This is a genomic window from Pantoea sp. X-Soil-ISGK-275 (assembly GCF_059730795.1).
The window spans coordinates 2,053,056-2,075,082 of the sequence record NZ_AP035976.1 but is presented as its reverse complement, the minus strand read 5'-3'; the positions used below and the strand labels follow the sequence as shown (position 1 = coordinate 2,075,082).

The 22,027-nt window shown below is 58.0% G+C and carries 20 protein-coding genes; 7 read left to right on the top strand and 13 right to left on the bottom strand.

Going from position 1 to position 22,027, the window contains the following annotated elements:
* Positions 1–8: 8 nt before the first annotated feature.
* From AC6I8A_RS09665 to AC6I8A_RS09640, 6 genes are all read right to left on the bottom strand, one after another.
* Positions 9–917, bottom strand: coding sequence for a metallophosphoesterase (locus tag AC6I8A_RS09665; RefSeq protein ID WP_497818388.1), 909 nt, complete (start codon positions 915–917; stop codon positions 9–11).
* A gap of 12 nt (positions 918–929) precedes the next feature.
* Positions 930–1,748 (bottom strand): carbohydrate ABC transporter permease, encoded by an 819-nt coding sequence (locus AC6I8A_RS09660; RefSeq protein WP_256696444.1) that lies wholly within the window; start codon positions 1,746–1,748, stop codon positions 930–932.
* Entirely contained in the window at positions 1,745–2,656 is a 912-nt protein-coding gene (locus AC6I8A_RS09655; protein WP_265296751.1) for a carbohydrate ABC transporter permease, read from the bottom strand. The genes AC6I8A_RS09660 and AC6I8A_RS09655 overlap by 4 nt, the downstream gene beginning before the upstream one ends.
* Positions 2,657–2,658: 2 nt before the next feature.
* Entirely contained in the window at positions 2,659–3,933 is a 1,275-nt protein-coding gene (locus tag AC6I8A_RS09650) for an ABC transporter substrate-binding protein (RefSeq protein WP_265296752.1), read from the bottom strand.
* Positions 3,934–3,960: 27 nt separating this feature from the next.
* Positions 3,961–5,061, bottom strand: coding sequence for an ABC transporter ATP-binding protein (locus tag AC6I8A_RS09645; RefSeq protein WP_497818387.1), 1,101 nt, complete (start codon positions 5,059–5,061; stop codon positions 3,961–3,963).
* Positions 5,062–5,189: 128 nt separating this feature from the next.
* Positions 5,190–5,852 carry a GntR family transcriptional regulator gene (locus AC6I8A_RS09640; RefSeq protein ID WP_497818386.1) on the bottom strand — a complete coding sequence of 221 codons (663 nt, stop codon included), beginning with the start codon at positions 5,850–5,852 and terminating at the stop codon, positions 5,190–5,192.
* 168 nt (positions 5,853–6,020) lie between these two features.
* Here AC6I8A_RS09640 and AC6I8A_RS09635 point away from each other — a divergent pair, with 168 nt between their 5' ends.
* The 7 genes from AC6I8A_RS09635 to AC6I8A_RS09605 are packed head-to-tail and all read left to right on the top strand — an operon-like array spanning position 6,021 to position 13,473.
* Positions 6,021–7,511 carry an ABC transporter substrate-binding protein gene (locus AC6I8A_RS09635; RefSeq protein ID WP_436332855.1) on the top strand — a complete coding sequence of 497 codons (1,491 nt, stop codon included), beginning with the start codon at positions 6,021–6,023 and terminating at the stop codon, positions 7,509–7,511.
* Entirely contained in the window at positions 7,508–8,368 is an 861-nt protein-coding gene (locus AC6I8A_RS09630; RefSeq protein WP_497818385.1) for an ABC transporter permease, read from the top strand. The genes AC6I8A_RS09635 and AC6I8A_RS09630 overlap by 4 nt, the downstream gene beginning before the upstream one ends.
* 1 nt (position 8,369) lies before the next feature.
* The gene (locus AC6I8A_RS09625; RefSeq protein WP_154193355.1) at positions 8,370–9,284 is read left to right on the top strand and encodes an ABC transporter permease; all 915 of its coding nucleotides are present in this window, start codon (positions 8,370–8,372) and stop codon (positions 9,282–9,284) included.
* Entirely contained in the window at positions 9,281–10,684 is a 1,404-nt protein-coding gene (locus tag AC6I8A_RS09620) for a M20 family metallopeptidase (RefSeq protein ID WP_497818384.1), read from the top strand. Before AC6I8A_RS09625 ends, AC6I8A_RS09620 begins: the two co-directional genes overlap by 4 nt.
* A complete protein-coding gene (locus AC6I8A_RS09615; RefSeq protein WP_258145093.1) occupies positions 10,684–11,682 on the top strand; it encodes a 1-aminocyclopropane-1-carboxylate deaminase/D-cysteine desulfhydrase in 999 nt (332 codons plus the stop codon). Before AC6I8A_RS09620 ends, AC6I8A_RS09615 begins: the two co-directional genes overlap by 1 nt.
* Positions 11,682–12,665, top strand: a complete 984-nt coding sequence (locus tag AC6I8A_RS09610) for an ornithine cyclodeaminase (RefSeq protein WP_436332852.1) — start codon at positions 11,682–11,684, stop codon at positions 12,663–12,665. The genes AC6I8A_RS09615 and AC6I8A_RS09610 overlap by 1 nt, the downstream gene beginning before the upstream one ends.
* Positions 12,655–13,473, top strand: a complete 819-nt coding sequence (locus AC6I8A_RS09605) for a sulfurtransferase (protein WP_497818383.1) — start codon at positions 12,655–12,657, stop codon at positions 13,471–13,473. The genes AC6I8A_RS09610 and AC6I8A_RS09605 overlap by 11 nt, the downstream gene beginning before the upstream one ends.
* Here the strand turns inward: AC6I8A_RS09605 and AC6I8A_RS09600 are convergent.
* The 7 genes from AC6I8A_RS09600 to AC6I8A_RS09570 form a co-directional block, all read right to left on the bottom strand.
* The gene (locus AC6I8A_RS09600) at positions 13,459–15,066 is read right to left on the bottom strand and encodes a dipeptide ABC transporter ATP-binding protein (protein ID WP_479487034.1); all 1,608 of its coding nucleotides are present in this window, start codon (positions 15,064–15,066) and stop codon (positions 13,459–13,461) included. The two genes, AC6I8A_RS09605 and AC6I8A_RS09600, sit on opposite strands and share 15 nt — an antisense overlap.
* A 242-nt stretch (positions 15,067–15,308) precedes the next feature.
* Positions 15,309–16,283: a sugar-binding transcriptional regulator gene (locus tag AC6I8A_RS09595; RefSeq protein WP_293796850.1), complete on the bottom strand. Its 975-nt coding sequence runs from the start codon at positions 16,281–16,283 to the stop codon at positions 15,309–15,311.
* A gap of 193 nt (positions 16,284–16,476) precedes the next feature.
* Entirely contained in the window at positions 16,477–17,334 is an 858-nt protein-coding gene (locus tag AC6I8A_RS09590; RefSeq protein ID WP_265296762.1) for a phosphogluconate dehydrogenase C-terminal domain-containing protein, read from the bottom strand.
* Between the two features lie 4 nt (positions 17,335–17,338).
* Positions 17,339–18,148, bottom strand: coding sequence for a sugar phosphate isomerase/epimerase family protein (locus AC6I8A_RS09585; RefSeq protein WP_497818382.1), 810 nt, complete (start codon positions 18,146–18,148; stop codon positions 17,339–17,341).
* On the bottom strand, positions 18,148–18,921 hold the full coding sequence (locus AC6I8A_RS09580) for a triose-phosphate isomerase family protein (protein ID WP_497818381.1): 774 nt from the start codon (positions 18,919–18,921) through the stop codon (positions 18,148–18,150). The genes AC6I8A_RS09585 and AC6I8A_RS09580 overlap by 1 nt, the downstream gene beginning before the upstream one ends.
* Positions 18,922–18,924: 3 nt before the next feature.
* Positions 18,925–20,670, bottom strand: a complete 1,746-nt coding sequence (locus AC6I8A_RS09575) for a dihydroxyacetone kinase family protein (RefSeq protein ID WP_497818380.1) — start codon at positions 20,668–20,670, stop codon at positions 18,925–18,927.
* 1 nt (position 20,671) lies between these two features.
* Complete coding sequence (locus tag AC6I8A_RS09570; RefSeq protein WP_256696427.1) at positions 20,672–22,006, bottom strand: MFS transporter; 1,335 nt, start codon at positions 22,004–22,006, stop codon at positions 20,672–20,674.
* Positions 22,007–22,027 lie beyond the last annotated feature (21 nt).

Genomic DNA, 22,027 nt, shown 5'->3' with positions numbered 1-22,027 from the left:
GATCGGCATTACGCCATGAATGGCGACCCTACACCGTATTCTTTGACGCGTACTTCATCACTCTCAATCTCAACCACCGCAAACGGCACCACCTCTGCCCCATCCAGCATGCCTTTCAGCGTATAAAAGCCTGTTTGACCGATGCGCGCAAAGCCGCCGCGGTGATCGTGTCCAGAGAAACAGCATTGTATGTTGTAACTAGAAAGCAGATCTGCCAGCACGCTGCCGTTGAGCAAGTTGTGGCTGTTGTGCGGCGCCAGCGGATAATGGCCAAACACCACCACTTTCTCCCCTTGCTGCTGGGCCTGTTGCAGCTGCTGCTCAATCCATGCCAGCTGCTGCGTGCCTACCGCGCCGTTCCACGGTTTCGCTTGCGGCTGTTGGCGCTCGGTCAGATCCACCAGCATCGCCTCGGCCAACGCGCGATCGTCACCGTTCTGCATGTTGCAATAGAGGCTAATATCGTTGCCGTCATAAACAATAAAACGCCAGCCCTGCAGCCCAAAGGCGTAATAGCTTTTCGGCAGCGCGGCGGCTTCGTTGAGATGCTGTGCGATGGTCTGCGCATCGTGATTGCCCAGCACCACCGCATGCGGATGTTCGAGGCGATCGTATATCGGCAATATCGCCGCGTAGCTGCGCCAGTCCCGATCAACTAAATCCCCCAGCGTGACGACAAAATCCAGCGGCTGCTGATTCAACGCTTCTATCGCCTGCGGTAACTTGCGCAATGCATGACGATAGTAGAGATTTTTCGCCATATCGGCGTCAATGTCGGCATATTGCGGATCGGCAATCAAACCAAAACGCAGCGTGCTACTCCGCGGTGCGGAACGCACATCGGGTAAGGCATAGAGCTCGGCGACATCGCCCAGCAGTTCACGCTGTAATTTTGTCAGCGGATGTGGATTAGACACGAAAAGCACTCCTTAGCGAATACCGGCACGCATAAACGATTGAATAAACTGACGCTGGAAAATCAGGAACAGCACCAGCAGCGGCAAGGTAGTCATCAACGTAGCAGCGCCAATCAGCGCCCATTGCACGCCCTGCTCTGGCGCCGAAAACAGTTGCAAACCAACGGTAAGCGGCCGCACATTGACGGAATCGGTAATTACCAGCGGCCAGAGGAAATCATTCCAGTGGAAGCTGATCGACACCAGCGCAAACGCCACATAAATCGGCTTCGCCAGCGGGATGTAGATCTTGCGCAGAATGTAAAAGCGGCTGGCACCTTCGACAATCGCCGCCTCTTCCAATACCAGCGGAATACTTTTAAAGGTCTGACGCAGCAAAAAGATGGCGAAGGCCGAGGAGAAATACGGCAGCGCGATGCCGGTCAGCGTATCGCGAAAACCCAGCGCGCCGATGGTTTTGTAGTTATTCAGAATCAGCACGTCGGGACTGATCATCAGCTGCAGCAGAATCAGCGCGAAGATCGCGCCCGAAAATTTCAGGCGGAAGCGCACTAATGCGTAAGCGGCCATGGTCGCCAGAATCAGCTGCACCACCACAATCATCAGCACCAGCAAACTGGTATTGAAGAAGTAGCGACCAAAGGGCGCGGCATGCCAGGCATTAACGAAGTTCTGCAAGGTCAGCGGTGAAAACAGCGAAAAGCTCGCCTGATCGGATGCCGGATGAATCGCCACCCAAAACGCCACAAGAATCGGTAAAAACCACAGCAACGCGGCAAGCCCAATGGCCGTATTCAGGCACAGGCGACCAAACGTGATTGTCGGCTTCATTGGTAATGGGCTCGCTTGTCCAGCAGGTTGAATTTAAGCAGCGCAATTGCGGCGAGGATCACCAACAGCACCACCGTCATGGCCGCTGCGGCGGGCATATCCCAGAAGCTGAAAGCGGTGCGATAGATGTAGAACAGCAGCAAGCTACTGCTGTTATTTGGTCCGCCGTTGGTCATGGCGATCACCTGATCGACGATGCGAAACGCATTCATCGACGCATTGATCAGCACAAACAGCGTGGTGGGCATCAGCAGCGGCCACTGCACGCGACGGAAAAAATAGCGGCGTGAGGCCCCTTCTATCTGCGCGGCTTCACTGAGGCGCGGATCGATCTGCTGCAAAGCGGCGAGATAAAAGATCATAAAGAAGCCCGCTTCGCGCCACACCGAAACCGCCATCAAGCAGTACAAGGCGCTACCCGGTTCGCCGAGCCAGTTAATCGCCGGCAGGGAGAACAGCGCCAGCAGCTTATTCAGCAAGCCCAACTGCGGCGTGTAGAAGAACAGCCACAGATTGGCGATGGCGATCATCGGCAGCAGCGAAGGAATAAAGAACGCGGTGCGCACCAGCGCATTGGCGCGCATATGGCGATTGACCGCCAGTGCCATCAGCAGCGCCAGCGTGACCGCCAGCGGAATGGTGATCAGCGCATACAACAGATTATTCCACAGCGACTGGATGAAGATGTCGTCATCCAGCAGCGCGAAATAGTTATCCAGCCCAACAAAGTGGGCTGGACGACCATTACGCGCCGCGCTGAACAGGCTTTCCCACACTGTCGCCACCGCCGGATAATGGGTGAACAGCAGTAAAAAGCTCAGTGCTGGCAAAATCAGCAGATAGCCATACAGCTGCATCGACCATAACCGGGGACGACGAACCGGCGCGACGACGAGAATCGTGCTCATGATTATTGGTATGACTTCAGCAGACGATCGGCTTGCTTCTGCGCACCTTCCAGGGCTTCGGCTGGGGTTTTCGCCTGCGTTACCGCCGCTTCTACCGCGTGATTGAGCGCATCCTGAATCTGCACGCTGTTGTAAGTCGAGAGTTCTGGCTGCGCATACTTCAGCTGTTCACGCGCCACCAATGCCTGAGGAACCTCTTTAACGTAATCCTTCATCACCGTGGTATCCCATGCCGCCGGAGAGGTCGCTACATAACCGGTGGCGATACTCCAGCGCGCCGCCTGCTCGGGTGAGGTTACCCAACGGATAAACTCCATCGCCGCTTTCTGCTGTTCTGGCGAGGCATTTTTGAAGACATACAGGTTGCCGCCGCCGGTTGGGCTGCCGCGCTGGGTTTTCTCCGGCAGCATTGCTACGCCGAACGGGAATTTCGCGTTATCACGCACGTTGGTCAGGTTGCCGGTGGTGGTCACCATCATGGCGGTTTTGCCGCTGATAAAGTCCTGCGGCGTGGTACCCCATGCAATCGCGCCCTTCGGCGACACTTCCTCTTTCTGGCCGAGATCGGTCAGCCACTGCAGCGTTTCCACATTGCCCGGCGTGTTGAAGTGCACCGCTGTGCCTTTGCCGTTATCCAGACGACCGCCGTTGGTGGCGGACAAGCCCTGGAAGTTCCAGTAGCCGTTTGGCGTGGACGGAATCTCGATGCCCCATTGGCTGACGCCGTTGGCATCTTTGATGGTGAGTTTCTTACTGAACTCGACCACTTGCTGCCAGTTGGCCGGTGGCGTATCGGCGTTCAAACCGGCTTTCTCAAATGCCTGTTTGTTCCAGTACATCACTACGGTTGAGCGCTGGAACGGTACGCCCCACACTTTGCCGTCAATGTGGCGCAGAAACGCCGGATAGAAACCGTCGATCCATTTTTTGCCTTCATCGCCCTGTGCTAAATCGCTGGCCGCCACAATCGCACCGGCATCGATCAGAGAATAGGCTTCGATATCGCCGATCACCGCCAACTGCGGCGCGTTGCCACCGCGAAATGCGGTCAGCGCTTTGGTCACGGTGGTGGCGTAGTCACCGGTATACACCGGCTGAATGCTCACGTCCGGATGTACTTTCTGGAAATCCGCCACCAGCGTATCCACGGTGTGGCTCACTTTGCCGCCCACCGCGATCGGGTAATACATTTGCAGCTTGACCGGTTCAGCCGCAAAAGCTGAGGTGGTAACGGCGAGGACTAATGCAGAAAGACGTGAATAACGAATCGCAGACATGATTTTCCCTTGGGCAAATGACAATGGTTAAACGGCGTATTTTTTCTGTGAGGCAAACATTTGTTGTTCGGCTGGCGCGCAGCGTTTGCCGCTCTCGCGATGAAACAGATATTGCCGCGCGGCGGACCACTGCAATCCCACTTCGCTGCCATCGGTGAAGCGCTGCATGCCCGGCACTTTGACCGTCAGCGGCTCGCTGATGCCGGTAAGCTGGCACACCAGCAAGGTATCTGCCCCCATATATTCGGAGCTGATCACCCGCGCGGTCAGCGCTGCCTGTTCTGCGGCAATCAGCTGGATATCTTCGGCACGCAATCCAAGGCTGAGCGCAGCATAGTGGTATTCCACCACCGGCGCGGTGAGGTGCATCAAGGTGTGATGTGCGCCGTTGCGCTGCAGCGGCAGGATATTCATCGGCGGTGCGCCAATGAACTGCGCGGCAAAGACGCTGGCGGGATTGTTATAGAGATCGTCTGGCGTGCCGTGCTGTTCTATGTGACCCTCGTTGAGCAGGATAATACTGTCGGCCATGCTCATCGCTTCGGTCTGATCGTGCGTCACGTACAGCATGGTAAGACCGAGTTTTTTCTGTAGCGCACGGATTTCACGTCGCATGCTCTGACGCAGCTTGGCATCGAGGTTCGACAGTGGTTCATCCATCAGGCAAAGCGTGTTATTGGCGATCACCGCACGGCCCAGCGCCACGCGCTGCTGCTGTCCGCCAGAGAGCTGCGACGGCAGACGATCCAACAGCTTATCCAGCTCCATCAGCTTACTGACGTTATCCAGGCGTGCAGCAAATGTCTGCTTCTCCTCACCGCGCGCTTTCAAACCAAACAGCAGGTTTTCTTGCACGTTAAGGTGCGGAAACAGCGCGTAGGACTGAAATACCATCGATAGCTTGCGCTGCGACGGCGGCAGATGGGTGATGTCGGCGTGTTTAAAGTGGATCGCCCCGCGATCGGCCGTTTCCAGTCCGGCGATAGTGCGTAGCAGCGTCGATTTACCGCAGCCCGATGGACCGAGCAGCGCGACAAACGCGCCTTCTGCCGCGTCGAAGCTGATGTCGTCCAGGGCGATTTTCTCGCCCCAGGCTTTAGTGATGTGATGAAGCGAAAGGTGGCTCATGCATCCGCAATCCAGAAATCAGAATGGCGGTAAGCTAGCGGAAGGAAATGAAGAATTTATGTCACTGCGGTGACCGGGCGGTTAAAGGGAGACATTGGCGGTCACCATAAATGGCGACCCTACGCGCATCACTGATCAAAATAATGCTGCTTCAGAATCGCCGCCCCATCATCAATCGCTTTCATCAAAATCTTCTCACTGGTGACGCCATCACCCGCCTGCAACGCTTCCAGCAGATGATCATAATTGTGATGCCCATTCACCACCTCGGCCGGCTGCGGATAGAGATAGTTAAAGCACGGACCGATCTGCACCCAAAGCTGTTCAATCAGCGCTCCGAGCGTGGGCATTTGCGCATAGCCATACAGCGTAAAACGAAACGCGCGATTGGCTTCGAGCGCCAAGGCTGCATCGCCGCTTAACTTGGCCTGCATAAAGCTGACGCAGAGTTTTTTCAGCTCGGAAAGCTGTTTTTTCCCCACAAAGGGCGTCGCCGTCCTCACCGCTAAACCTTCAAGCTGCTTACGGATTAGCGTGATTTCCTCGAAGCGCTGCAGTGACATTTCCGGCACCAAAAAGGCGGCGGCGGGCGTGGCATCCAGCGCGCCGGCAGAAACCAGACGCAACAACGCTTCACGCACTGGCGTAATGCTGGTACCCAATTGTGCCGCCAGATCGCGCGTCACCAGCCGTGCGCCAGGTTTTAACTTGCCAACAATCAGCGCGCTGCGCAGTGACGATTCCACCTGCGCGGTCAAACTTATGCGCTGCGCTTTATCCATTTCGATCATTTTTTGTGGGCCCTTTACCGAAATCCGCAAATGGTAAGTTATTTTTAATGTTTTATTGCCAACTGGCCAGATTATAGGATATATCATGTATTACAAATAAGCACAGTCTTGATTCTGGCCGCAGCCACTCTTTTCACTACCTTGCCCTGGCAATTTTTGGAAAACGTTATGAGACTACCTGCAGTGAAGTTTGTCACTACCGCGTTGCTATTTGCTCTGATGCCTGCTGTACAGGCGGCAGAACTGACCATTGGCCAACCCACGTCTGCCACGGCGATGGATCCCGGCTTTCTTAAAGAATCTGCCACGCTGGTAGATAACATCTTCGATACCTTAGTGCGCCGCGCCGATGACATGTCATTGCAGCCGGGCTTAGCCACTGAGTGGAAAGCGATTAACGAAACCACCTGGCAATTTACCCTGCGCCAGGGCGTGAAATTTACCGATGGCGAGCCGGTGAACGCCGAAGCGGTAAAATTCTCCATCGATCGTATTTTAGACCCCGCCAATCACGCGCCGACGATTTCCTATATCCGCACCATCAAATCGGTGGAGGTGATCAACGATTATCAGGTGCAGATCCACACCAACGGCCCGGATCCTCTGCTGCCAACGCGCATGAGTCGCTATCCGGCTTACATTGTGCCACCCGCATACGTGAAGAAAGTCGGTGCCAGCGAGTTTGCACGCAAGCCAGTGGGCAGCGGCGCTTACAAGCTGGATAGCTTTATCCCGGACGAAAAAGTGGTGATGGTCGCCAATGAAACTTACTGGCGCGGCAAACCGGCGATTGATCGCGTCACCTGGCGTCCCATTCCCGAAGCCACCGCGCGCCTTACCGCGCTGCTGACCGGCGAAGTGCAGCTGATTGAAAGTGTGCCCGCCGATTTAGTGCCCGCATTGAAAAATCGCCCCAACGTCGAGCTGGAACAGGTGAAAGGCGGCGGGTTAACGATTTACCTCGGCCTTAAAGATGATGAGAAACCGCTGAGTGATGTGCGGGTACGTCAGGCGCTTTCGCTGGCGTTGAATCGCCAAGCGTATACCCAACAGCTGCTGCACGGTTTCGGCACACCAACCGGCACCATGGCCGGAGCCAATGACTTTGGTTATCTGGCGGTTCCGGCTACCGCGCAGGATGTGGCGAAAGCCAAGTCGCTGCTGGCTGAAGCCGGTTACGCTAACGGCTTTACCCTGCGCTTCCAGGCACCGCGCCGCTACATTGCCAGCGCCGATGTAGCACAAGCCATCGTGCAGGATTTAGCCGCAATTGGCGTAAAAGCCGAGCTGGAAGTACCGGAATGGTCGGTGTATACCCAGCAGGTCGCATCACAGAAACAGGCGCCGATGTATATGCTGGCGTGGGGCTCAACCCAAACGCTGGATGCCGATGCCGCGCTGTTCCCCATCCTGCGCAGCGGCGAGCCCTATTCCACCGTGCATGATGCGGAGCTGGATAAGCTGCTCGACCAAAGCCGCGAGATAGTTGATCCGGTTGCGCGTAAAAAGGTGTTAGAGCAGATTCAGCAACGCGTCGCTGAACAACAGCCGCTGCTGCCGCTGTATCGTGAAGATACCTTGTATGCGCACAGCACCTCGCTCAACTTCAAAGGCCGCGTCGATGCCCGCATCCCGCTGTTTGATTTGAGGCTGAAATGATTTCACCGGGCGCCGTGCTGCAGCGCCGTCCGCGCCGCCTGATTTACGGCGATGCGGTGATCGGCAGCCTTTTGCTGATCGTGGTGATTGCCGCAGCGCTGCTCTCTCCATGGCTGCCGTTGCCCGATGCCTTAAGTAACAACCTCAGCGAGATGTTTCTGCCGCCGGGTTCACCCGGCGCGCAAACCACGCATTGGCTTGGTACCGATCAACTGGGCCGCGATCTGCTGGCGCGTATTCTCTCCGGCACGCGCTTGTCGCTGCTGGTGGTATTAGTGGCGGCGGCGATTGGCGCGGTGATTGGCGTCGCGCTCGGCATGATTGCCGGTTATGCCGGCGGTTGGGTTGATGCGCTGATCATGCGCCTGATCGACATCCAGCTGGCGGTACCGTTTATTCTATTGATTTTGCTGGTGATTGCGCTGATGGGCGCATCACTCACCAACATCATTGTGATTATGGGCTGCACCAGTTGGGCGATTTATGCCCGCGTGGCGCGTGCCAAAACCTTAGAAATTCGTGAACTGGAATACATTCAGGCGGTGCGCGCCATGGGCTTTTCGCCGCTGCGCGTGCTGCTGCGGCATATCCTGCCCAATCTGCTGACGCCACTGGTGGTGCTGCTGACGCTGGATATCCCACGCTTGATCGTGCTCGAAGCCTCAGTGGGTTTTCTCGGCATGGGCATTCAGCCGCCCACGCCGACGCTGGGCAACTTAATTGGCGAAGGCCGCTCTTTCATGCTGCTGTCGCAATGGCTGGTGCTCTATCCCGGATTAGTGATTGCGGCACTGGTGATTGGCTGCAACCTGCTCGGCGATGCGCTGTTACGTCGCACGCACACAAGGCTGGATTAAGATGCTGAACATTCTGCTCAATCGCCTTGGCCAGTCGGTATTAGTGCTGCTTGGCGTGTCGCTGCTGATTTTCTTCAGCCTGCACATGACGGGCGATCCGGCGGCGCTGATGATGCCGCCCGGCTCCAGCCAGCAGGAGATTGATACGTTCCGTCACAGCATGGGCTTTGATCGTCCGCTGCTGTGGCAATACAGCCACTATCTTGGCGGTGTGCTGCACGGCGATTTTGGTGAATCATTGCGCTACAGCCAGCCGGTGTTGGCGCTGATTGCCGAGCGCTTGCCCGCCACGGCGCTGCTGGCGGTGAGTGCGCTGGCGTGGAGTTCGCTGCTTGGTCTGCTGCTGGGCATTATCAGCGCCCTGCGACCGCACAGCATGTGGGATTTGCTGTGCCGCCTGCTGGCCTTCTCCGGCCAGGCGATTCCGGTGTTCTGGCTGGGGCTGCTGCTGATTTTGCTGTTTAGCCTGAAGTTACAGTGGCTGCCTTCCAGCGGTTACGGCACTTTCGCCGCGTTGGTGATGCCCGCACTCAGCCTTGGTGCGTTTTACATGAGCGCCGTAGCACGCTTGACGCGCGCCAGCCTGCTGGATGTGCTGCAACAGGATTATATCCGTACCGCGCGCGCCAAAGGGCTCAGCGCCTGGCGCATCGTGGTACGCCACGGTTTGCGTAACGCACTGATTCCGGTGATCACCGTGCAGGGCATGTATTTCGCCTCGCTGCTCGGCGGCGCATTGGTAACAGAGATTATTTTTGCCTGGCCGGGCATTGGTCGTCTGGCGATTCAGGCGATTCAAAACCGCGACTTCCCGCTGGTGCAGGCGATTGTGTTGCTCGCTGCGGTGGTGTTTGTGGCGATCAATTTGCTGATCGACCTGCTCTATCTGGTGCTGAACCCGAGGATTCGTTTATGAGTCGCCTTGATGCCACGCTTGAACTGCTGAGTGAACTGACGCGCTGGCCGAGCGTGGCCGGTCAGTTATCCTCGCAGCGCGGGTTGGCTTCCTGGCTGGAACAGTGGATGGTGGAGCAACTCGACGCCAGCGTGATTTATCCGGTGGCGGCGCAAACCGACAATTCTCCGCCGCTGGTGCATGTGCGCATTGATAACGGCAGCGCCAAAACCGTGGTGCTGTACAACATGTATGACGTGATGCCTGCGGATGATGCCGGTTGGGATGTGCCGCCGTTTGTCGGTGGCGTGTGTCACTGGGACGATCTCGGCGCGGTCTTTGTCGGACGCGGCGCAGAGAACAATAAAGGCCCAGTCGCCGCCCTGCTGGTCCTGCTGCGCGAACTGCAGCAGAACCAGCAGCTCGATTTCAATATTGAAATCCTGCTCGAAGGCGAAGAGGAAATCGGCAGCGGCGCACTGCGACGTTATCTGGCGCAGCAGCCTTGCCCGATCGCGCCCGCTGAAGCGGTGCTGTTCCCCTCACTGTGTGAATACGGAGGCGGCGCACCGCGCGTCTATCTCGGCTTTACCGGACTGGCCAGCGGACGCCTGAGCGTCAGCGGCGGCGCATGGGGCGGACCTTCCTCCGCGATTCATGCCAGCAACGCCGGTTGGATCGCCAATCCGGCATGGCGCTTAGTGCAAGCACTGAATGCCATCACGCCAGCCGAACACAGCGGCGTGCTGGCGTGTAATGCCACGGACGATGAGGCGAATCAGTTATTGGCGACCTTAGCCGCCGAATTCAGCATTAATGATGAACTGCAGTTCCGTCGCAGCCAGCGCCTGATGATTGAGGGCGACACGCTGAGCTGCCTGCAAACGCTGCTCGGCAGCGCGGTTTTAACGCTGGCCGAACTGCACAGCGATCCGCCGGGCGGACGCGGCGTCATCCCGTTCCGAGCCAGCGCGGAACTGGCGTTTCGCATTCCGCCGGGTTTCGATCAGGACGCGATAATTGAAGCCGCGCAGCAGCGCCTGGCGCAAGCCGATTTAGCCGGCAGCGAGCTGCAACTGTTCGATCGCTATCCCGGCGTGCGCTTTAGCCGCAGCGCCAGCGGCGTCGATGCCTTGATCGCCAGCTATCAAACGCTGGGCGCGGCACCGCAAATCTGGCCGTGGGCACCGGGCTGTGCACCCGCCTACGCTTTCGCGGCCGTCGCCCCCGCCTTTCTGATTGGCGGATTAGGCCACGGCGGCAACGCCCACGCCGTCAATGAGTTTGTCACGCTGGCGGGACTCGAACGCTTCCAGCAATCCATGAGCTTATGGCTCAACGCATTCAATGATTCGGCCATTGGCCGGGTCGCGCCACACCAGGGAAACACCGCAGTACATAAAAATATAGGTAACACATAATGAAATCAGTTGAAGAGTTTGAACGCGTTCCGCTCGGCTTCTTCCCCACGCCTCACGAGCCGCTGCCGCGGCTCAGTGAGGCACTTGGGATTACGCTGACGATCAAACGTGATGACTACAGTGGCTTCGGCGGCGGCGGCAATAAAGTCCGCAAGCTGGAGTATCTGATGGCGGAGGCCTGCAAAACAGGTGTGAATGTGGTGATCACCACCGGCGGGCATCAGTCGAACCACGCCCGCATGGTGGCCGCCGCCGCACGCAAGTTTGGTATGCGTCCGGTGCTGGTGCTGCGGGGCAATCCGCCCGCAAGCTGGCAGGGCAATCTGTTGCTGGACAAGCTGTTCGGGGCCGAGGTGCAGTTCCTCGATCCCGACGGCTATTTCACGCAGATTGAAGGGGCGATGCAGGCGCATGCTGATGCGGCTGTCGCGCAAGGTGAAACCCCGATGATTATTCCGCTGGGTGGCGCAACGCCACTCGGCGCATTGGGCTATGTGCGGGCCGTGGAAGAGATGGCGGCGCAGCTGGCACCCAGCCAGACGCCCGCGCCCGACTTCATCGTCGCGCCCACCGGTTCCGGCGGCACGCTAGCGGGATTGCATGTGGGTACGCGCCGCTATTGGCCCGATACCAGGGTGATTGGCGTGAGCGTTAGCGCCAAAGCCGACTGGTTCCAGCCGCGCATTGCCGGCATGGCGCAGGATTGTGCCGATCTGCTGCAATGGCCGCAGCAGTGGCAGCCGGAGGATATCTGGATTGAAGATGGTTATGTCGGTCAGGCGTACGGCGTACCATCGGACGGCGGCATTGCCGCCATCTACCAACTCGCCCAGTTGGAAGGCGTGCTGCTGGATCCGGTTTACACCGGCAAAGCGATGCACGGCCTGTTCTCGCTGGTCGAACAAGGGCGCATTCCGCAAGGATCGCGCGTCACCTTTGTGCATTGTGGCGGTTCTCCGGCGCTCTATCCCTTTGCCGATCGCCTGCTGGAGCAGTAATGGAAGCGTTATTGCGTGTACTGGATGAAGCCACCGTCGCGCAATTAGGCGGCGGAGATGTCGCTCTGGCGCTGGAAGACGTCAAAGCGGTGATTCGCCTGATGCGTCTCGGCGAGGCGCAGATGCCCGCTGAAAATCACATCGACCTCGGTACGCCGCTCGGTAAAGCTTATGCCTTACCGGCGCGCGTTGGCGGCAGCTACAACGCTGCGGGCGTAAAGTGGACGGCGCATCGTCCACAGCGACCCGATGCGTTGCCTGCCGCCTTAGCCTTAACCCTGATTAACGATGCGCAAAGCGGTATTCCGCGTGGTTTGCTGGCCAGCGGCGCATTAACCGCTGCGCGCACCGCGGCGGTGAGCGCGCTGGCGCTTCAACTGGCCGCGCCGCGTCCGGTGAAACGCGTGCTGCTGCTTGGTGCCGGTTTGCATGCTCAGGCGCATCTGCGCATGTTGCAGCAGCTGTTTCCGCAGTTGGAACAGATTGGCGTGTGGAATCGCTCGCCTTTTAAACTCAATGCGTTGCGCGAAGTGCAGATAGAAACTGATTTGCAGCTCGCTCTGGCGCAGCCTTATGACGCGGTGCTGACCTGCACCAGCGCCGATCAGCCGATTATTGATGCCGAAGCGATCCAGCCTGGCAGGATCATTGTGCAGGTCGGCTATCACGAAGTCAGTTTCGCCGCCATCAAAGCCAGCAGCAAGGTGGTGGTCGATGCATGGGGCGATTTTGCCCAGCGCAGCGCCAAAAGCCTGTTCCAGATGTTCCGCGCCGGTGAGTTTCGTGAGCAGGATGTGGCGGCCGATCTCGCCGCGCTGCTGCTGGATAACTGGCGCCCACAGCCCGATGACAGCGTCTATTTCTCCTCGTTTGGCCTCAACGTGTTTGATATCGCCCTCGCCGCCCGCGTGTTGCAGGCCGCTGAGCATGACGAACTCGGTTCGTTGCAGTCGCTGTTTTCAGGAGTTCTGCATGATCATTGATGTGCTATCTCTGCATCAGCGCCAGGCAAAAGGCGAAGCGTTTCTGCTGATCGACGTGCGCGAGTTCGCCGACTGGCAACGCGCCACCTTGCCCGGCGCACAGCACTGTAACGTCTACGACTATTTTATTGAGGATTGCAGCGAGGCAGGTTTAGCGGTGATGGCTGCAGAAGCCGCCACCGCGCTGCAACCGATGTTTACCGCCTATCCCAACGCCACGCCGGTGTTTTTCGAACAGCAGGTTGGCATGCGTTCGCCGCGTGGGGCCTGGTTCGCCTGGCTGCTGAAGCGTGATGATGCCCTGATTCTGGATGGCGGCGTGGAGGCGTGGATTGCAGCAGGCAATGAACTCAGTCCGGGATTGGGATTAAGCCGCACGGTGGCGCATCCACCCGCAGCCCACGCTCCAGCGTGGAATCGCGAGCTGGTGTGCAGCCGGGAACAGGTATTAGCAGCAGATGGAGTGAATGTGGTCAACGTGGATGCACGTCGTCCCAGCGAGTTTGACGGCAGCTTTGCGCATGCCTGCTGCCCCCGCGCCGGACGGATTCCGCACTCTCAGCTGCTATTTTGGGAGGATGTCATTGCCAACGGCCATTTCTTAGCAGCGCAGCAGATTGCCGCACGCGCCGAGGCGGCAGGATTGAGTAAAGACGCGAAGTTGCAGGTTTATTGCCATCGCGGTGCCCGCGCCGCCACGGTGTTGGCGGCGTTAAAGCTGGCGGGCTATCCCCATGTTTCGGTGTATGTCGGTTCCTGGCACGAATGGGCTGAACATCACGAACTGCCGCTGTTACACGGCAGCTGATCGCAGCGCCAGCGCCTGCTGAACGTCCGGCGCAGCGGCGAGCAGTTGGCGCGTGTAATTGTCCTGCGGATGATTAATCACGCTGGCGGTCGCGCCGGACTCCACAATCTTGCCGTGATACATCACCACCACGCGATCGCACAACTGACGCACCGCGCTGAGATCGTGGCTGATAAACAGCACCGATAATCCCAGCTTGTGGCGTAAATCATTAAACAGCGCCAGAATCTGCCCGCGCACCGATAAATCCAGCGCCGCCACCGCTTCATCCGCCACCAGCAACTTCGGCTCCATCGCCAGCGCGCGCGCAATGGCGATACGCTGACGCTGACCGCCGGAAAACGCGCCCGGCAGACGCCCGGCATGCTCGGCCTTCAATCCCACCAACGCCAGCAGCTCTTTAACCCGTTCATCCACCGCCGCGCCTTTGCGCAGCTGCCAGACGCGAAGTGGTTCAGCGATCTGCTCACCGACTGGAATTTTGGGATTCAAACTGGCGTAAGGGTCCTGAAAAATGATCTGCGCGTGACGACGTAACGTATTAAGCTGACGCCCTTGCAGATGCTGCCCCTGAAAATGCACCTCGCCGCCATCCGCTGTAATCAGGCCAATCGCCGCGCTGCCCAAAGTGGTTTTGCCGGAGCCAGATTCGCCAATCAGCCCGACGATCTCGCCCTGCGCAATCGACAGATTGGCCGGATGCAAAACGGTTTGCCGTTTGGCAGGCCACAGCGGCATGCGGCGCGGCAGCGGATAGCTTTTACTGATGTCACGCAGCACCAGCAGCGGCGGCTGATCAACCGGCGCAATTGCCTCAGGGATTTGCGTCGCTGAAGCGGCAATCAATTTGCGTGTGTAAGGATGTGTTGGCGCGCCGAGCGTGCTCAGCACCGCGCCCTGTTCAACCAATTGCCCTTGCTGCATCACGCAGACGCGATCGGCGTAGCGCGCCACCACCGAGAGATCGTGGGTGATCAATAAGATCCCCATGCCCATCTCTTGTTGCAGTTCCTGCAGCAGCGCCAGAATCTGCGCCTGAATGGTGACGTCCAGCGCGGTAGTTGGCTCATCGGCAATCAATAATTCCGGCTGACCGCTAATGGCGCTGGCGATCATCACACGTTGCCGCATGCCGCCCGACAGCTGATGAATATACTGCCGCGCGCGCTGTGCAGGATTGACGATGCCAACGCGATCCAGCAGCGCAATCGCTTCCTGCTGCGCCTGTTTCCAGCTGAACTGACGATGCCGCACCAGCACTTCGGCAATCTGCTCACCAATACGCAGCGTGGGATTCATGCTGGTCATTGGTTCCTGAAACACGGTAGCGATGCGGCAGCCGCGTAATTGCTGGGTTTTGCGCGCATCCAGCGGTTCGCCATTAAACACCACGCGGCCACCACTCTGCTGCACGCCCGTGGGCAGCAAGTTCATCAGCGCCAGCGACGTTAAGGTTTTACCTGAGCCCGACTCGCCGACTAACGCCAGGATTTCCTTGCGATCAAGATCAAAAGAGACGTTATCCACCAGCAAGCGCTGATCGTGAGTGTGCAGCGAGAGGTTTTCAACCGAGAGCAAGCGCGCATTAGTCATCTGGCAGGGATTCTCAACAAGGAAAAATACAGGATATATCCTGAACATAGCACGAACAAGACCGTTCGGTTATGGCACTGCGCGTTGCGTAATAAGGCTGTTCATTGAGTTTAAAATATTCCGTATTAACGGCGATGAACGCCGTTGAATCGTAAAACGGTAAACTTTATCGCGGAATGCTCGTTAGTTAAGCGTCTTTCGGTCACCATAAATGGCGACCCTACAAAGGGTTGGCCGTTTAACTACACCTTTTCCTGCGACAAACTTAATATGGTGCGAATGTTCTGCGCGGTGGTGGCAATGATATCGATCGCGCCAGTACGCAGTGCGCCGAGGATCGCCATCGCTTTGGTATTTTCCGAGGCAATGGCGATCACACAGGGGATTTTGCGCAGCTCATCGATGCTCAGCCCAATCACGCGATCGTTCATCACGGTATCTACGTGTTGGCCCTGCGAATTGAAGAAGTCATAGCCGGCGACATCGCCCGTTACGCCCTGATTAACGCTGGCGTCGATGATTTCGTGCGGCGTGAACCAGCCGAGCTTCACCATATAGCTGTTTTCATTCATGTCACCGATGCCCACCAGCGCCACATCCGCTTTGCGCGCGCGGTCCAGCGTCTCTTTGATGGTGCCGTTTTGCATAAAAGCGTCGCGCAGCGCTCGGTTCTCAACATAGGCAGGCGCATACAACGTTTCGCTGATGCCGCCAAACTTCTTGGCCAGACGACGGCTGATATGGTCAGCATTGATGGCATCGCCTGGACGATGCGTGCCGCCAATGCCGCTAATGAACAGGCAGTTACGCGTCGGCACCTGGCCTGGATAATCGGCGACAGCGGCAACGTTGCGCCCTTGCCCAACGGCGACAATGGCGTCGTCTTTCAGCGACTGCGCTAAATGTGACGACACCAGCGCGGCAACCTGACGTCGCTGCTCTTCCTGATCGGGCTGATCGAGCGCTATCAGCGCACGTTGCAGTTGTGGGAAGCGATTTTGCAGCTGTTGCTCGAGGCGGGTGCTGAAGACGGGATGGTAACGCACGTTGATTTCGACGATGCCCTCTTCGCGTGCGCGTTTGAGCAGTCGGCCGACTTTAATACGGGAAATACCAAACTTACGCGCAATCTCCTCCTGGGTGATTTCGTCCTGATAATAGGCGACAGCTATTTCCGTCAGCAGCTCGGAGTCCTGAGAAAGCGTGTTTTTTTCCATCCGTAACCTGTCTTTTTGGTGTTATTTGAAGAAGTTGTGACCACTCCATGTAGGGTGCGCATTCATGCGCACCTGGTCACCATAAATGGCGACCCTACAAAATGGGGCAAGATCTGACTTTGGGAAGGAGTTATATCATTGATACGACTCGCTTCGCCAGACCACAGCGCCGCGAGTCGATCGAGCATCACGCTTAGCGCTTGATGGCGTCGATTTTCAGCATACGGGCAATCACGATATCCAGCTCTTTCTGATCGAAGATCTGCTTCCAGTCCGGTTTCACAATCTTCTCACGGCCGTATTCCATGGCGATCATGCAGGCATCCGAGAACGGGTTGGTGGCGCGGAACGCCACGGCCAGCGCGATTTGAATATGGCCGTACAACATCGCTTTGGCCGCTTCTTCCGGCACGCCGCTGTGTTTCACGGTTTCGTCCAGCGCTTCTTTCATAAACGCGCCGACCATGCAGGCCACGGTTTCCACCAGCGTGGGTTCCAGATACGCCAGCTGCGTCACGGTTACCCAATGCACTTGCTCCACCGGCCCGTACATCACGCTGATCACCTTGCTCAGCTCGGCTTTCTGCTCATCAGAGCCGGTTTCATATGACGCCGCCACGTGCTGAACCGCCGCGATACCGCCGAAGGCATCAGCATGTTCTTCCTTGGTGTAACGCTCCAGGAATACCGATGGATGGCAAGGATGCGCCACCGCGTATTCAATGCCATCGCGATGGGCGATCAGATTGGCGTAGGCCGCCGCCGGATCCAGCGTCAGCAGAATCGCGCCCGGTTTCATCTGTGGCACCACGCCTTCAGAGACTTTGCCCAGCACAATATCCGGCACCGCCAGAATCACCACGTCGCTCAATGGCACCACGGAGGCCGCATCAGAGAGTTCGCGCCCCTGCGCGCTCACCTGCTCTTGTGCCTTGGGTGAGTTCTCACAGTAAAACACCTGGTAATCGCTTTTCTGGAAGTTGGCAGAAATACGCATACCCATTTTGCCGCCCGCGCCAATCACGGTGATGGTTTTCAGTTGCACGCTCATGTTGTTACTCCTGATCTTGTTTACTACGTAAGAATTCAACGGTGCGGCGAGTCCATTCGGCTTCTCGCTCGCAGGTCAGCGCGGCATCGTCCTGCCACGGCAACCAATGTTCGACGATTTGGTTAATGCCTTTATCCACCGGGCGCACGCTGGCGATCATCCGGTCGTAATCCAGCAAGCCTTCGCCCATCGGGCAGCCAGCAAAGGTAAAGCCGACCCAGCCATCACGACGCGTGAAGGCAAAGTCTTTGATGTGCAGATTGCCGACGCGCGCGGCGGTGTTGGCAATTACCTGCTCTGGCAATTCGAGTCCAGCGACACAGTTGGCGGGATCGAGACACACGCCGAGCCACGGCGACAGGAACTTGTTGATCACCGACATCATCGCGCCGCTGTTCACCTGCTCGTATGTCTCCAGACAGAGACGCACCTGCTGGCGGGCAAAATCCGGCAACACCGCGCCAATCAGCGCGGCAGCTTCGTCGAGCGACGGACGGTGATCGGCGGTGTAGAACATCGAACGTATGACGCGCGCATCGAGGATTTCCGCCATATGCAGATAACGACGCAGATGCTCTGTACCAAGGCCGCGCGTGCCGAGTTCCAGCGTGATGCCGAGTGCATCGGCCTGCTGACGCAGCGTTAACAGTTGTGCGTCAGACCAGCTTTCAATCGCAGGGTAGTCGCAGATTTGAAACACCGAGACATCGAGATCGGCGGTTTGTTGCAGCATCTTCTCCAGCGTCAGCGGGTTTGCAACTTTCGACGACATGCGCCAGAAAAAGGCGTAGGTACTGAGTCCGATACGGCTCATCAACCGAGCTCCTGAGCCAGCTCACTGGCTTCATCAATAATTTTTGCCAACGCGTTGGGATCGTGGGCAAAGCGACCCAGGAACAGGCCATTTACATCCCCGCCAAGGCGCTGAATCAGTCCCGGACCCGCGCTGCCGCCGTAAATGATTTTCAGGGTGATGCCCGGCGGCGTGGTGAGCTGCTGCAAACCGGCGCACACCGCGCGGATGTAGCTGTCCGGTGCCGGTTGCGGCGCACCAATCGCCCACTGCGGTTCGTAGGCAAAGAACACTTCGCCCTTTAATCCCTGCTGCGCCGACTCGGCCAACGCTTCGGCCAACTGCTGCTGGCACAGTGCGATCGCCTGCTGCGGTTCTGCCTGCACTTCTTCACCGATGCACAGCACCGGCGTGATGCCGTGACGCAGCGATATCGCCACTTTGGCGGCAATTTGCACTTTATCTTCGTGGAAATGACGACGGCGCTCAGCGTGACCAATTTCGGCCAGCGAGCAGCCCAACTCCTGTAACATGCTGGCGCTAACTTCACCGGTCCAGGCACCGTTCTCGGCCTGACAAACATCCTGACCGCCGAAGCGCACCGGTGTATTAGCAAAGATCGATGCAACCGCGGGAATTGCGGGATAAGCCGGTAATACAAACAGACCGACGTCGCCGTTTTTCACAGCTGCATGTTCGGCTAACGTCGCCACATCGCGACACCATTGCAAAGTTTGCTGATAGCCGAAGTACATTTTCAAACTGACGCCGAGCCAGATTTTTGGCTGAGACATGCTTCAAGCTCCTTGTTCAGAGGCACTGTGTTCTTTTAGCAGATCGCCGACGGTATTGACGATCAGTGCCAGCGAAATCGCTCCCGCATCCGGCGTACCAACACTTTTTTCTGCCAGCGGACGCGCGCGCCCCATTTTTGGTACCAGCTGTGCGGTGTCCTGCGCAGCTTTATCGGCCACCTGCGCCGCCTGCAGCCAGGCATCGGTTAACGACGCGCCAGCTTCAACGGCCTCGTTCAGGCTGTCGCTAAACGGCACCAGCACATCAACCATGGTTTTATCGCCGACGCGCGCTTTACCAAAGTGCATGATGCCCTCTTTCGCTTCACGTACGCCGGTGGCCACGCGCTGCGCATCTGGCGTCTGACGATCGCCAAGCGCGGTACCCAACGCGGTAAGCGCCACGCCCCACAACGCGCCCGAGGTGCCACCGGCTTTATCGGCCCACGCATCCGCCGCGCGGCACAGCAAGCTACCCGCACCGGCACCACGCGCCGCGACTTCACGCGCTTTCTCAACCGCGCCCAGCACGCCGCGCTCCATGCCGATACCGTGGTCGCCGTCACCGGCCACCGCATCAATATCACCAAGACGCTCAGCGTTACGCTGTAACATTTCTGCTACTGCTTCGAGCAATTGCAGCACGCGTTTCGCGCTCTCTTGCGATTCCGCTGTTGCTGCTGGCAAGGCTTCTTCCGTGCTTTCAACCAGCTCTGCGGCGCTTAACGGCTCGGCCACCAATACGCTGCCTTTACGGTAAGCGGGCGTGTTGGTTGGTGCGCGCCACAAGGTTTCCAGCTGATCGTCCAGCCACATCAGCGTCAGTGACGCACCGGCCATATTAAAGCTGGTGACAAACTCACCGACGTCCGGCTCAACCACCTGCAGCTTAGCCGCCTCCAGCAGTTGCGCGACGCGACGATAGACGACAAACAGCTCTTCATATTTCACCGAGCCCAGCCCGTTAAGGATCACCGCCACGCGCTGACCTTCGGCCTGCGGGATATCGGCTGGCAGTTCCTTGAGCAAACGCTCCACGAAGATCTCGGCCAGCTCATCCGCGCTCGGCATGTCGGTCTCTTTGATCCCCGGCTCGCCGTGAATGCCGAGTCCCAGTGCCATGCGACCTTTTTCCACTTCGAACAGCGGATGCGAAGCACCCGGCAAGCTGCAACCGGAAAACGCCACGCCAAAAGTACGCGTGCGGTTATTCGCGTGTTGTGCCAGCTGCAACACCTGTGATAAATCGTGACCCGCTTCAGCTGCGGCGCAGGCGGCTTTGAACACGCAGAGATCGCCTGCCACACCGCGACGCTTCTCCAGCTCATCTTTACTCGCGCTGGAGATATCGTCAGTCACCGCCAGCACGTCACAAGCGATGCCTTCCGCGCGCAGACGCTCGCAGGCCTGGCCGAAGTGCAGCACATCGCCAGCGTAGTTACCGAACATCAGCAATACGCCCGCGCCGTTATGGGCCGCACGTGCCACGTTGTAGATCTGCTGCGCCGACGGCGACGCGAATAAGTTGCCCATCGCCGCGCCGTGCGCCAGACCTTGTCCAACCAACCCGGCGAACGCCGGATAGTGACCGGACCCGCCGCCCACGATCACCGCCACCGTATTCGGCTGGCTGCGGGTGCTGCGCACCACGCCTCCGGCGACCTGACGGACTTTATCGGCATTGGCGGCGACAAAGCCTTCGATGAGCTCAGCGGCAAAGGCTGATGGTTGGTTAAACAGGTACGTCATATTAATGCTCCTGAGCTAAAGAGGTCGGCTGAGACGGCGAGCGACGGCGATTAAGTAACAGCATGAGGAACGCTGACAGCAGCATGAATCCACCCACCACAAACATCGGCAAGGCGTAGCTGTTGGTGGCGTCATGCAGTGCGCCGGTGATGTAGCCCGCAGAGAAGCCCGCTACGTTTCCTAAGGTGTTGATCAAGGCAATGGCTGCGGCGGCAGATGCGCCGGTCAGGAATTGCGTCGGTAAGGTCCAGAAGTTCGGCAGTGCGGCGAAGATGGAGCTGGCGGTAATCGCGATCACCATGATGGTGGTGAACGGCGAATCCATATACAGCGCCAGCGGGACGCTGATACCGCCTGCCAATGCCGGAATGGCGATGTGCCAGGTTTTGCAGCCGCGACGTGTGGCATCTTTCGACCAGAAGAACATCACCACCGCCGCGATCAGGTACGGCACGCCGGTAATTAGCCCTTTCTGCATCACGTTAAAGGTGGTGCCGAACTGCTGCTGGAAGCCGGCGATGATGGTCGGCAGGAAGAACGCCAGCGCATACAGACCATAAATAAAGCCGAAATAAATCAGGCACAGCATCCAGACGCGGCCATTACCCATCACCGAACGCAGGCTATGTTTTTGATGGCCCTGCTTCTGCTGATGCTCGGCTTCCAGTTCGGTGGTCAGCCAGGTTTTCTCTTCAGCGGTCAGCCACTTGGCCTGACGCGGCGAATCCACCAACCAGAACAGCGCGACGATACCAATCAGAATCGCGGGAATGGAGACACCCATAAACATCACGCGCCAGCCTTCCATGCCAAACAGACCATGCTGCTGAATCAGTGACGCGGCTAAAGGCGCGCCGAACACCACCGTCAGCGGCTGCGCAAGATAGAACAGCGACAGGATTTTGCTGCGATGACGTCCCGGCACCCACATGCTGAGATAGAGAATCGCGCCTGGGAAGAAGCCGGCTTCGGCGATACCCAGCAGCAGACGCAGCGTATACAAGCCTTCCACACTGCTCACCCAGGTGAACAGCAACGAGACAATGCCCCAGCTGATCATGATGCGCGCCAGCCAGCGACGCGCGCCGAACTTATGCAGTGCGAGGTTGCTTGGCACTTCCAGCAGGATGTAACCAATAAAGAAGATGCCCGACGCCAGGCCAAACTGCAGCGCGGTGAGGCCGAGGTCTTGCGTCATGCCGTTGGGGCCGGCAAACGAAATCGCGGTGCGATCGAGAAAGTTGATAAAGAACATCAGCGCCACGAACGGCACTAAGCGCCAGGAGATTTTTCTAATGGTGGATTGTTCCACCGCCGTCATTGCTTGTTGGTTCATAACGCACCTCCACGACGTGCG